Raw genomic sequence first — 10,894 nt, 5'->3', positions numbered from 1 at the left:
GTCAGATGGGGATAAGAGACAGGTGAACACCTCCAAAGTCCCAGCCGGGAGGCGGGCGCAGGTGACGCAAGCACCGCAGTGAGGGAGCGAACGGAGTGACGAGGAGCGCAGCGAGCGTGCGCCCGCCTCCCGGCTGGGACTTTGGAGGTGTTCACCACTGATCCACCGGCGCCTGTTTATAAATAGACCGCCAGGATTTTGAAATTCCGCACCGCACCACCGATCACTATTTAAAAACGATCTCAGGCCAAGTCAGTCAGCGACTGCTGTTCGTACACGTCGGGGTCGGCGGGGGGCGCGTCCCGGATCTCGGGGTAGTACTCCAGCAGCTGCGTCGCCAGCTCCTCGCCGAGCCGGACCGGGACGGCGTTGCCGATCTGTTTCATCACGTCGGTCTTCGTCCCCTCGAAGACGAACTCGTCGGGGAACGTCTGGAGCCGAGCCATCTCGCGGGGCGTGAGGTACCGGTCCTCACTGGGGTGGATGAAGACGTTCGTGCTCACCGTCAGCGACGGCTCCTCGGGGTCGAGCCGGCGGAGGTACGTCCCGTACCGCTTGACGATCTCCGGCTCGTGCGGGCAGGTGTCGGTGTCCTCGCAGTCGCACTTGTACTTCTTCGTCTTCAGCCGGTCGGGGAGGTCGCGGTAGTAACCGCCCGGGGGAACGTGACGGATGCGTTCGAGCGTCTTCTCGCCGGTGTCGGCGTACATCATGTTCGGGAGGTCGTCGGTCGCGTCCGCGAGCGCCTCGCCGGCGGTGCGCCAGTGCCCCTCGGGCGTCGTCGGCTCAGGAAAGCGGATCGGCACGTCGCGATTGGTGCCCATGAAGAAGATCCGGCGGCGCTTCTGGGGGACGCCGTACTGTTCGGCCTCCAGCACTCGGTACTCGCACTTGTAGCCGTGCGCCGCGAACTCGTCGACGATGAGGTCTTTCACGTACCGGTCGTCGCTGGTCTGGCGGTTGATCAGGTCGCGGACGTTCTCCATCAACACCAACTGTGGTTCGAGGACGGAGACGACCCGGAGGAACTCCTCGAACAGCGTGTTCCGGCGGTCCTTCTCCATCTCGTCGAGCTCGATCTGCTCGTTGTTGAGCCGGCTGAACCCCTGACAGGGCGGCCCGCCGATCACCACGTCGACGCCGTCAGGGTCGTAGCCCGCGCCCGCGGCCGCCTCGCGGATCGCCGGGGCGTCAAGTTCGCGCACGTCCCCTTCGAGGAACTCGGTGTCGGCGAAGTTCCGTCGGTACGTCTCCGCCGCGGGCTCCCACTGGTCGCTCCCGAGGGCCACGTCGAAGCCCGCCCGCTCGAATCCCAAGTCGAGGCCGCCGCAGCCGGAGAAGAAGCCGGCGACCACCGGCGCGTCAGCGTCGGCGTCAGCGCCCACCGGGATCACCTCGGCGATGCGGGGACACGCGTGCTCGATCCATTTCGTGCCTCGATTCGCCGCGGGCGCATAAAAGCGTCACACCTCAGGCCGGGACGGCAGGTTCGCTGGCGGCCGGCGCGTCGTCGTCCGGCGTCAGGCCCGCCGCTCGCTGATCTCCTCGGCGATCCGCTCGTCGGGGCGGCGGAGCTCGCCGGACTCGACCTCGTAGACGTAGCCGGAGACGGTGGTGTCGTCCGGGATGAACGCGGACTCGCGGAGGTACTCGACCTGCGCGGCGCAGGCCGCGTCGATGTCGTCGGTCATCTTCACCCAGTCGAGGAGGTCGGCGTCGCCGATCGTGAGCTCCGGCAGCGACGGGTCGAGGTCCGCGGCGTCGATGTCGCCCGTCTCGGCTTCGAGCCCCTCGCGGATCGCCTCGTCGGGCGCGCTCATCATCCCGCAGTCGGTGTGGTTAATAACGACGATCTCGTCGGTGTCGAAGAAGTTCGTCGTGAGCGCGGCCGACCGGATCACGTCGTCGGTCACCTTCCCGCCGGCGTTGCGGAACACCTGCGCGTCGCCGAGGTCGATGCCGAGCGCCTCCTCGATCGGGATTCGCTCGTCCATACAGGCGACGACGAGGAGGTTCTTATCGGTCGGGATCCCTTTCCGGCGGCGGCGCGCCCAGTCGTCGCGCTCGTCGACCGCGGCGTCGAGATGTTCGTGGTGCGCGTCGTGGTCGGCGTGGTCGTGCGATGGCATCGCTCGATCGGAGGGGTGGGACAAAAGGGATCGTTGCGAAAACCGAGATCCCCGCCGTCGACGCGGATCGGCGGCGATATCGTCCGATATCGAGGACGCGTGGCAGATCGGTCGATCCGGATTCGACCGACGCGGGCGGGTCGAGGCGTCGACCGAGGCGGTCCGCCCGCGGCCTTTCGAAATCCTTTTGTCCCGAATCGGCATTGATGTGAGTGCGAGCCGCCTTAGCTCAGACTGGGAGAGCACTCGACTGAAGATCGAGCTGTCCCCCGTTCAAATCGGGGAGGCGGCATATTCTGAACCCGCGAGCGACAGCGAGCGGACGACCGCGGGTCACTCGTCGTCGACGAGGACGGTCGCGAGGCGGTCGCCGCAGTGCGGGCAGTTCAGCGTCTGCCAGGTGTCGGGATCCAGATCGCCGAACGGCTCGGACCGGCGCGCGTCCGCGGCGGCGACGCTCGCGCCGCAGGTCTCGCAGTCGTGGGTGTCGTCGGGATCGGTCATCGCCGGGCGTACGGGCGCCTCGGCGCAACCGACTTCGCCGCGCGGCGCCTCCGATCGTCCATGCGCCGGTTCGCGGCGGTGGCGTTCGACCTCGACGACACGCTGTGCCGCCACGACCACGACGTGGACGCCCTCTACCGCCGGGCGTTCGAGGAGGCGGGCGTGGAGCCGTTCGGCGAGCCGGAGGAGCTGTGGCCCCTCCTCGCCGGCCCGCCGGACCCCGACGATCGCGTCGGCTACCGCGGCGCGGGGTTCGCGCGGTTGGCGGCGCAACACGGGAGAGACGTGGACCCCGTCGCGCTCGCGGCGGCGTTCGAGGCGGTCGCGGACGAGTCGCGGGTGGCGTACCTGCCGGGCGCGACCGAGGCGCTGGCGGCCGCGGCGGCGGCGGGTCCCGTGGGCGTGCTCACGAACGGTCCCGAGGACCGACAGCGGGCGAAGATCGAGGCGCTCGGGTTGGACGACCTCGTCGACGCGATCGTGTACGCCGGGGACCTGCCCCGCCGGAAGCCGCACGCGGAACCGTTCGAGCGGCTGACCGCGGCGCTGTCGGTTGATGCCGAAGAGACGCTGTACGTCGGGAACTCGCTGTCGTACGACGTCGCGGGCGCGCACAACGCCGGGCTCCGGTCCGCGTGGCTCCGCGCGAGTCCCGACGACGCGCCCGGCGCGTACGGGCCGGACCACGTCGTCGACTCGTTAGCGGAGATCGCGGACCTGCTGGCCGAGGGGCGCGGAGCCGACGGCCGCGAGCCCGGAGGCGAAGCAGCGGCGACCGAGCCGGAGGAGAGTCGGTGAGCGACGCGGTCAGGGGTCGCGCCCTCGCCAAGGCGAGACCGGGGGCGACGGTCGCGAGCGTCGAACCGCTCGGGCGGGGGAACCGCAAGCGGACGGAGGTGGTGCGATTCGAGAGCGCCGCGCCGGTGGTCGTCCAACGCTCCGAAACGCCGGCCGCGACCCGGACCGAGGCGGCGCTGCTGACGGCGATCGGCGATCGGACGGACGTGCCAGTTCCCCGGCCGCTCGGCGAGGGTGGCGCCGACGGGACGGGGTGGTTCGTGACGCCGCTGGTCGACGGCCGCGACCTCCACGAGGCGTTCGTCGACCTCGGTCCGGCGGACCGGCGGGGGGTCGCGCGGGCGTTCGGCCGCTGGCTCGCGGCGCTCCACGAGCCGTTTCGGTTCTCGGGGTGCGGGCGGCTCGCGGTCGACGGCGCGGCGGGCGACGGAGCGATCGAGGCGGAGTCGGTCCTCGGACGCGCCGCGTCGCTGTCCGTCCGCAATCCGGTCGGCGCCGACGAGTGGCTCCGGGAGTTCGGGGAGCGACACGCCGACCGGCTCCCCGAGGAGTTTGACGGGCTCCGCGCTCGGCTTCGGGACGCGTTCCGGGAGTCGACCGCGTGCGACACCGATCCGCGGCTGTTCCCGTGGGACTTCCGCCCGGGGAACGCCCTCGTCGCGGACGGCGCGGTGACGGCCGTCCTCGACTGGGAGGCGCCGCTGGCCGCCCCGCGTGGCGTGTCGGTCGCGAAGACCGAACACCTCGTCGTCGACTGGTACGTGCCCGCGGCCGAGACCGGGCCGCTCAGGCAGGCGTTCCGCGACGGCTACGAATCCGTCGCGCCGCTCCCGCGCGTCGAGCGTGCCCACCGCGCCGCGGCCGTCGCGAGCGCGGTCGTCGACGGCGAGGGCGTGGTGACGAACCCGCGCTATCCGCCGGTCGACCGCGACGCGGCGGTCGAGTTCCACCGACGGGCGCTTCGGCGCGCGCTGGACAACGGACCCGGATAGACCACTCCGAGACGAGGCGCCGGTCAGTACAGCGCCGTGGCCGCGAGGATGCCGGCGGTCTGGCCGAGGCCGACGAGCGCGATGCCCGCGACCGTCCCCGCCGCGGAGCCGGCGAACGCGGCGACGACCGCGCCCACGACCGAACACGCGGCCGCGGCGTGGTGGACGGTCGAGCGCGGGGCCGTCGCGTCGCGAAGCCCCGTGTAGAGGAACGCCGGCGCGGGCAGGAGCATCCAGCCGTAGAAGGCGACGGCGAGGAGCGCGCCGGTCGGGAGCGCGGCCGCGAGCCCGGCCCCGTCGCGTGCGAGGAACCCGAGGACGCCCGCGAGCGTGACCGGGGTCCCCGCGAGGATCACCAGCTTCCACGCGCGGAGGACTCCCGTCGCCATGTCGCGCCACGAGGCGACGACGAAGGCGACGAGCAGGGCGCTCATGACGACGTGCGCGACGAACAGCGCGTGGAGGGAGACCGCACCGAGGACCGTCGCCGCGGCGACGCCCCACGCCGCGGGGACCAGCAGCGCGGGACCGTTCTCGCGGAGCGTGAGGGCGGGGCCGTCCGCTTGGTACTCGTGTGACACGTTGGTCGCTTCCGCGCCGAGGAATATAAACGTCGGCGTCCGGTGGGGCGCCGAAGAACGACACGATCCGGTCTCGCTCGCGCCGCGAATCTGTCGTTCGGGCAGTGTTCGCTCATAAAGTTTCGATTATTCGGAAACGATCGTCTAGAGAGAGTCGTGGTAACTGTACACTCGCAATCCTTATGACCCGACAGGGCCTCCCTCTATTCGCAATGGCGACCGGAAAGGTTGATTTCTTCAACGACACTGGCGGCTACGGATTTATCGAGACTGACGACGCGGACGACGACGTGTTCTTCCACATGGAAGACGTCGGCGGCCCGGACCTCGAAGAGGGCCAGGAGCTCGAGTTCGACATCGAGTCCTCCGAGAAGGGTCCCCGCGCGACGAACGTCGTTCGGCAGTAAGCCGATCCGAGAAGGTGGGTCGGTCCGGCTGACGCCGAACGCGACTCTGACACACGGTATCAAACGTTTTCGTCCGCGTCGCGGGCTCGCGTCCGCCGCGGTCGTATTTTACGCTCGACGAGCGCCCCGCTCGTCGCGTGCGCGCGTCGTACCCGGAGAAGAGATGAGAGCGACCGCGTCCGCGCTCAGATGTGTTGCCCGAAGAGCCCGCGGCCCTTCGTCACCTCGACGTCGCCCTCGACTTTCGTCTGACAGGAGAGGCGGACGTCGTGGTTCGGGTGGTGCGGCGGGAGCCAGAGACGGGCCTTCTCCTTCTTGCTCGGCTCGCTGACCTCGCCGTCGACCTGGACCGCACAGGAGCCGCACGACCCGGAACCGCGGCAGTTGAGCTGTTCCATCTTGCCGTTGTAGACGGAGAGACCGGCCTCTTTGAGCACGTCGCGCAGATTGGCGCCCTTCTCGCACTCGATTTCCTCGCCCTTGTAGGATACAGTAGGCATGTCGACTCACGGTACGCGAGCGATCCACAAAAGAGTCTGTGTCCGCGGGGCGCGGCGACCGGAACCGCAAGCGCCGACCGCGGCACGCCCAGAAACGGTCGTGTGCCGAGCGTCGGACGCCGACGGGGCGTTTTTTACCCTCGGCACCGCAGGGTGGCACAATGGGACTCAGGTGTCTGCTCGGACACGACTTCGGCGAACCCGAACTCCAGCGCGAGCGCGAGGAGGAGGGCGACGAGGTCGTCACGACCGTCAAGGAGGTGAAGACCTGCGCTCGCTGCGGCGAGACGCAGATCGTCAGCGAGAATACCGAGGTGACGACGATGGAGCAGCTGGCGGACGAGGCCGCCGCGAACGCCGGCGGCGAGACCGCCGGCGCGTCGGCCGCGGCGCCGACGCGCGACGACGCCCCGGACGCTGCCGAGGAGGGCGCCGGACCCGGCACGGCGTCGGGAGGGGTCGGTGCGGCCGACGCCGGGACGGCGGACGAGGGCGTGACCCTCGACGAGGAGCCCGGAGCCGGGAGCGACGACGCGGTGATCCTCGACGACGGGGCCGCGGCCGACGAGCCGGCGGGGCCGACCGACGCCGCTCCGGCCGCGGACCGCGTCGACGCGGCGACGGGCGCGGCGGACGGTCCGAACGCGCCGGACGACGCGGGCTCGCCGGACGGAGCAGCTCCGGCGGACGAGGACACGGAGGTGTTGGGCGCGGGCGGCGAGTCGGCGTCCGCGCCGTCGCCCCCGGCCGAGACCGAGTCCGGTGCCCCCTCGGGCGACGACGCGGACGCGGAGGGCGACGACGGCGTGATCCTCGACGAGGACGAGGAGCCGGCCGACGACCGGGAGCGGGGCGCGTGGCCGGAGGTCGACGAGGAGGACGCCGGCGCCGACGGAGCCACCGCGTGGCCCGATCACGGCGGCGAAGACGAGGGGTTCAGCGCGGAGGTCGGTGAGGGCGGTGACGCCGACGTCGAGTTCGGCGGCGGGCTCACCCCGGAGGCCGCGGACGGGCGGGAAGAGCAGGAATCGGCGACGGAGTACGTCGAGGCGCCCGACGACGGCGAGGGCGCCACGTTCGACGCCGGCGGCGAGGGCGGGACGGGGATCACCCGGGGCGAGAGCCCCGAGTTGGAGACGGTGGGCGACGACGCCCCGACGGAGTACTACTGTCCCGAGTGCGAGATGGTCCGGGCGGCGGACGGGAGTTCGATGCGCGCGGGAGACATCTGTCCGGAGTGTAAGCGCGGGTACGTCGACGAGCGTCCTCGGTAGGCGGAGCGGAAGCGGGCCGTTCGGGCCGAACCCGCCGAGCGGCCGTGACGAAACTGGTTTACGCCGGCCTGTCGAACGGTCGCGGCATGAAGGAGTACAAGATGCGCCGCGGCGAGCATCTGGACGACCGCATGCCGGACCTGAAGGGTTCGATCGAGGAGTACTTCGGCGAGGTCACCGGCACCGAGGAGTGGGAGGGGCACGAGCTGTACGTCGTCGCCGACCCCGACAACCCGGTGTTCGAGCGCATCGTCGCGGGCGCCGCCGAGTACGGGAGCAAGAAGGACAAGCTGGCGGTCCACTTCGAGGAGCGCCCCGCCGAGGACGTCATCGCGGAGGGGAACGCCGACGCCGCCGCGGACGCCGTCGACGCGAAAAACGACTTCCTCCTGGAGGCGACCGGGCGCGACGCGAAGTCGCGCCGCGACTCGCTGAAGCGCGAAGTCGAGGACGACGCCCCCGATTACTGAGCGGTTTCTGCGGCGACCGGTTCTCGTCCGTCGAGGAAAGCGCGGAGCCCGCTAGCGTCCCGCTCGCGCGACTGAACCCCGCGAGAGAGTCGTCACCGTCCTCGAAACGTCGTCGCCTCCTCACGGGAAGCGTCATCGCCCGACGAGAATCGGCTCCACTCGGCGGTGAGACTGTCAGGATCGATCTTGTGAATGTTTATTCAGATTTGAGTTAAAAATCCGGCACTTTTAAGACGTACGGGGACGAAACGGTGTGTATGAGCATTGAGACGGTCGTGCTGGCGGTCGGATCGGAGGACGGGAAACGCGTCGAGCGGCTCGCCGAGGAGATCATCTCCGTCGCCGAGCCGGCGGACGCCGAGGTCGTGTTGACCCACGTGTTCGACAGGGAGGAGTTCGACGAGACCAGCGCGAAGCTCGGGTTTGAGCCGGAGAGCGAGAGCTCGACGCCCGACGCCATCGCGGAGCGACACACCACCACCCGGAAGCTCTCGGAGGCGCTCTCCGAGGCCGGCGTGCGACACTCCGTCCGGGGCGCGGTGGGAGACCTCGCGGACGAGGTCGTCGAGACGGCCGAGGGCCTCGAAGCCGACCGCGTCGTGGTCGGCGGACGGCACCGCTCGCCGACCGGGAAGGCCGTCTTCGGCAGCGTCGCGCAGGAGGTCATGCTCTCGGCGCCGTGCCCGGTCACCTTCGTCCGCGAGCCGGCGTCGTAACGCGGTTTCGCGGTACGGACCCCGTTTGTTATTCACGGTCGACCGCGCGAAGCGTCCCGCTTAAGTGAGACGGGTCCGCGCTTACACCCGATGTACTACGTGGGCGTCGACCTCGGGGCGACGAACGTCCGGGCGGCCGTCGGCGACGAGAGCGCGGCGGTCCTCGGCTCCGCGTCGCGGGGTACGCCGCGGGGACCGAACGGCATCGCCGTCACCGAGGCCGTGTTGGAGGTGGTCCGCGGGGCCTGTACGGACGCGGGAATCGCGCCGAGCGAGGCGGTCGCGGCCGGGATCGGCTCCATCGGTCCGCTCGATCTGGCGGAGGGGGTCGTCCAGGGGCCCGCGAACCTCCCGGACACGGTCGAGCGCATCCCGCTCGTCGGGCCGGTCGGTCGGCTGCTCGACACCGACGAGGTGTACCTCCACAACGACACCATCGCGGGCGTCATCGGCGAGCGGTTCCACTCCGAGCGCAACCCCGATGACATGGTGTATCTCACCATCTCCTCGGGGATCGGCGCGGGCGTCGCCGTCGACGGGAACGTCCTCTCTGGGTGGGACGGCAACGCCGGCGAGGTCGGCCACATGACCGTCGACCCGCACGGGTTCATGACCTGCGGCTGCGGGCTCGACGGCCACTGGGAGGGGTACTGCTCGGGCAACAACATCCCGAAGTACGCCCGGGAGCTCCACGAGGAGGACCCCATCGAGACGATCCTCCCGATCGAGGATCCCGACTTCTCCGCGGTCGACGTGTTCGAGGCGGCGGGCGAGGACACCTTCGCCGACCACGTGATCGACCAGGTCGCCCACTGGAACGCCATGGGGATCGCCAACATCATCCACGCGTACGCGCCGCTCGTCGTGAGCGTCGGCGGCGCGGTCGCGCTCAACAACCCCGACCGCGTCCTCGACCCGATCCGCGAGAAGCTCCCGGAGATGGTGTTCATCAACGTCCCGGAGGTTCGGCTCACCGACCTCGGCGACGACGTCGTGGTGAAAGGCGCCCTCGCGAGCGCGCTGACGGGCGGGACCGGCGACCGGGCGCGCGTCGAGAACGCGCCCTGACCGAGCGCGGCGACGACGGCCCGCGGGCTACTGCTCGAACTCGTCGAGCTCCGGTTCCACGTCGGCGCCGACCGCGTCGCGCGTGTCGAGGTACGCGTCGCGGTACCGCCAGATCTTCCGGAGGAGGACGTACCCGAACGCGCCCTGGAAGACGATGACGAAGCCGAACAGCGCGAGGACCTGCGGGAGGCCGAAGAGTCCCGCGGCGACGCCGGTCACCGGACCGACGAGCGTGTTGTACAGCGCGTGGATCGCCGCCGCGAGGACGAGCCCCTTGACGATGATCGGGCCGCGGTTCCCGGGATTGAACTTCGCGAGCCCGAGGTAGTAGCCCGCGAACGCCGAGTAGACGACGTGTCCCGGTCCCGCGAGCGCCCGGAGCGCGGCGATGCCGTCGCCGGCGCCCAGCGCCGCGATGCCGACCGTCAGCTCCGCCATGTCGACGTTCTGGGCGATGTACACGAAGTTCTCGATGACGACGAAGCCGAGCCCCGCGATGGCGCCGTAGACGGCGCCGTCGATGACGGCGTCGAAGCGGGCGTCGGTGTACGCGTACAGCCGCACCGCGAGCAGCTTCACCGACTCCTCTATCGGGCCGACGACGACGAAGAAGAACACGACGATTCCGAGGAAGCCGAGCGGCCGGAAGTACGGCTGGAGCACGCTGTTCAGGATCGCCGCGAACGTCGCGGTGAGGATAGAGAGGAGGAACGTCGCCACGAGGAGCGACAGCGGCTCGCCGGTCGTCACGTCCGAGACGTACACGTACGCGGCCAGCCCCAGAGCGGGGATCACGGAGAGCCCGAGGAGGACCGCGATGGCCGGGTCGAAGAGGAGCCCGAGTCCGAACGAGCCGAGGATCGCCAAGAGTCCGACGAACGCGACGAGGACGACCCCGGCCTTCGCGGAGCGCGTGAGGAGCCAGTACAGCGCGACCGACAGCCCGTCGAGGGAGGTGCGCTCCTCCCACGTCGCGACATCGTAGAGGTCGCGGTCGTCGTCGGCCCGAGACGCGATCGGGTCCTCGTCGCTTGGCATGGCCCCCGTTTCGCCCCCCGGTGACTTAACGGATTGGCGGAACCGGACGGACACGCTGAGGCCGGTGGGCGGGATGCGTCACCGACCGCGCTCGCTCCGCGGCCGACAGGATTGAAACCGCGGCGGACGAAGGTCGGGTATGCACTTCGATCCGCGGGTCCAGCGCGCCCTGAAGGAGGCCGGGCTGGACGCCGACGCCGTCGCCGACGCCTCGGATCGAGTCGCCGAACTCGTCGCCCGCGACGCCGACCGCCTCCGGGAGTTCTTCGACGGCGACGACCCGTACTACTCGGACATGGAGATGGCGCACAGCGCGCCGTCGAGACAGGAGCACGCGAGCGCCGACGTGGACCTGTTCACCCACGGGAGCGACCTCCGCGGGTACCTCTCGCTCGACCGGTCTCGTATCCACCTCTG

General features: G+C 70.3%; 14 protein-coding genes and 1 tRNA gene. 9 read left to right on the top strand and 6 right to left on the bottom strand.

Annotation, left to right across the window (positions count from 1 at the left end):
* Positions 1-242: 242 nt before the first annotated feature.
* Both B9H04_RS16210 and B9H04_RS16205 read right to left on the bottom strand, forming a co-directional pair.
* Positions 243-1,391, bottom strand: coding sequence for a DNA cytosine methyltransferase (locus B9H04_RS16210; protein WP_394296316.1), 1,149 nt, complete (start codon positions 1,389-1,391; stop codon positions 243-245).
* 129 nt (positions 1,392-1,520) lie between these two features.
* On the bottom strand, positions 1,521-2,129 hold the full coding sequence (locus B9H04_RS16205) for a beta-class carbonic anhydrase (RefSeq protein ID WP_049932855.1): 609 nt from the start codon (positions 2,127-2,129) through the stop codon (positions 1,521-1,523).
* Between the two features lie 218 nt (positions 2,130-2,347).
* Here B9H04_RS16205 and B9H04_RS16200 point away from each other — a divergent pair.
* Positions 2,348-2,421 (top strand) — tRNA-Phe (locus B9H04_RS16200).
* A gap of 41 nt (positions 2,422-2,462) precedes the next feature.
* Here B9H04_RS16200 and B9H04_RS18875 read toward each other — a convergent pair.
* Positions 2,463-2,633: a hypothetical protein gene (locus tag B9H04_RS18875; RefSeq protein WP_167373096.1), complete on the bottom strand. Its 171-nt coding sequence runs from the start codon at positions 2,631-2,633 to the stop codon at positions 2,463-2,465.
* 60 nt (positions 2,634-2,693) lie between these two features.
* Between B9H04_RS18875 and B9H04_RS16195 the strand changes: the two genes are divergently transcribed.
* Positions 2,694-3,431, top strand: coding sequence for an HAD family hydrolase (locus B9H04_RS16195; RefSeq protein WP_085682862.1), 738 nt, complete (start codon positions 2,694-2,696; stop codon positions 3,429-3,431).
* The gene (locus B9H04_RS16190) at positions 3,428-4,423 is read left to right on the top strand and encodes a phosphotransferase family protein (RefSeq protein WP_085682861.1); all 996 of its coding nucleotides are present in this window, start codon (positions 3,428-3,430) and stop codon (positions 4,421-4,423) included. The genes B9H04_RS16195 and B9H04_RS16190 overlap by 4 nt, the downstream gene beginning before the upstream one ends.
* Before the next feature lie 23 nt (positions 4,424-4,446).
* On the opposite strand, the gene B9H04_RS16185 is transcribed toward B9H04_RS16190, so the two are convergent.
* Complete coding sequence (locus tag B9H04_RS16185; protein WP_248648663.1) at positions 4,447-5,004, bottom strand: hypothetical protein; 558 nt, start codon at positions 5,002-5,004, stop codon at positions 4,447-4,449.
* A 212-nt stretch (positions 5,005-5,216) separates the two neighbouring features.
* Between B9H04_RS16185 and B9H04_RS16180 the strand changes: the two genes are divergently transcribed.
* Positions 5,217-5,411 (top strand): cold-shock protein, encoded by a 195-nt coding sequence (locus tag B9H04_RS16180; RefSeq protein ID WP_004599158.1) that lies wholly within the window; start codon positions 5,217-5,219, stop codon positions 5,409-5,411.
* A gap of 185 nt (positions 5,412-5,596) precedes the next feature.
* Here B9H04_RS16180 and B9H04_RS16175 read toward each other — a convergent pair whose 3' ends face one another.
* Complete coding sequence (locus B9H04_RS16175) at positions 5,597-5,911, bottom strand: 2Fe-2S iron-sulfur cluster-binding protein (protein WP_049932858.1); 315 nt, start codon at positions 5,909-5,911, stop codon at positions 5,597-5,599.
* 161 nt (positions 5,912-6,072) lie between these two features.
* On the opposite strand from B9H04_RS16175, the gene B9H04_RS16170 reads away from it, so the two are divergent.
* The 4 genes from B9H04_RS16170 to B9H04_RS16155 all read left to right on the top strand — a co-directional run bounded on the left by B9H04_RS16170 (position 6,073) and on the right by B9H04_RS16155 (position 9,439).
* On the top strand, positions 6,073-7,185 hold the full coding sequence (locus B9H04_RS16170) for a DUF7093 family protein (protein WP_049932859.1): 1,113 nt from the start codon (positions 6,073-6,075) through the stop codon (positions 7,183-7,185).
* Between the two features lie 86 nt (positions 7,186-7,271).
* Complete coding sequence (locus tag B9H04_RS16165) at positions 7,272-7,655, top strand: DUF5611 family protein (RefSeq protein ID WP_049932860.1); 384 nt, start codon at positions 7,272-7,274, stop codon at positions 7,653-7,655.
* Between the two features lie 257 nt (positions 7,656-7,912).
* The gene (locus B9H04_RS16160) at positions 7,913-8,371 is read left to right on the top strand and encodes a universal stress protein (RefSeq protein WP_049932861.1); all 459 of its coding nucleotides are present in this window, start codon (positions 7,913-7,915) and stop codon (positions 8,369-8,371) included.
* 90 nt (positions 8,372-8,461) lie between these two features.
* Positions 8,462-9,439, top strand: coding sequence for an ROK family protein (locus B9H04_RS16155; RefSeq protein WP_049932862.1), 978 nt, complete (start codon positions 8,462-8,464; stop codon positions 9,437-9,439).
* A 27-nt stretch (positions 9,440-9,466) separates the two neighbouring features.
* Here the strand turns inward: B9H04_RS16155 and B9H04_RS16150 are convergent, their stop codons facing one another.
* Entirely contained in the window at positions 9,467-10,477 is a 1,011-nt protein-coding gene (locus tag B9H04_RS16150) for a PrsW family intramembrane metalloprotease (protein WP_049932863.1), read from the bottom strand.
* A 139-nt stretch (positions 10,478-10,616) separates the two neighbouring features.
* Here B9H04_RS16150 and B9H04_RS16145 point away from each other — a divergent pair.
* Positions 10,617-10,894 (top strand): DUF7532 family protein (locus B9H04_RS16145; protein ID WP_139835137.1); only part of this gene is annotated, 278 nt, incomplete at its 3' end.

The organism is Halorubrum ezzemoulense DSM 17463 (genome assembly GCF_002114285.1).
Taxonomy (GTDB): Archaea; Halobacteriota; Halobacteria; order Halobacteriales; family Haloferacaceae; genus Halorubrum; species Halorubrum ezzemoulense.
The sequence above is the reverse complement of the archived record's forward strand: the minus strand, read 5'-3'. Positions and strand labels throughout refer to the sequence as shown.

Bases quoted from the DNA above. Each gene is read 5' to 3' on its own strand.
- B9H04_RS16205 (WP_049932855.1), bottom strand. From the start codon at position 2,129: ATGCCATCGCACGACCACGCCGACCACGACGCGCACCACGAACATCTC.
- B9H04_RS18875 (WP_167373096.1), bottom strand. From the start codon at position 2,633: ATGACCGATCCCGACGACACCCACGACTGCGAGACCTGCGGCGCGAGC.
- B9H04_RS16195 (WP_085682862.1), top strand. From the start codon at position 2,694: ATGCGCCGGTTCGCGGCGGTGGCGTTCGACCTCGACGACACGCTGTGC.
- B9H04_RS16180 (WP_004599158.1), top strand. From the start codon at position 5,217: ATGGCGACCGGAAAGGTTGATTTCTTCAACGACACTGGCGGCTACGGA.
- B9H04_RS16175 (WP_049932858.1), bottom strand. From the start codon at position 5,911: ATGCCTACTGTATCCTACAAGGGCGAGGAAATCGAGTGCGAGAAGGGC.
- B9H04_RS16170 (WP_049932859.1), top strand. From the start codon at position 6,073: ATGGGACTCAGGTGTCTGCTCGGACACGACTTCGGCGAACCCGAACTC.
- B9H04_RS16165 (WP_049932860.1), top strand. From the start codon at position 7,272: ATGAAGGAGTACAAGATGCGCCGCGGCGAGCATCTGGACGACCGCATG.
- B9H04_RS16160 (WP_049932861.1), top strand. From the start codon at position 7,913: ATGAGCATTGAGACGGTCGTGCTGGCGGTCGGATCGGAGGACGGGAAA.
- B9H04_RS16155 (WP_049932862.1), top strand. From the start codon at position 8,462: ATGTACTACGTGGGCGTCGACCTCGGGGCGACGAACGTCCGGGCGGCC.
- B9H04_RS16150 (WP_049932863.1), bottom strand. From the start codon at position 10,477: ATGCCAAGCGACGAGGACCCGATCGCGTCTCGGGCCGACGACGACCGC.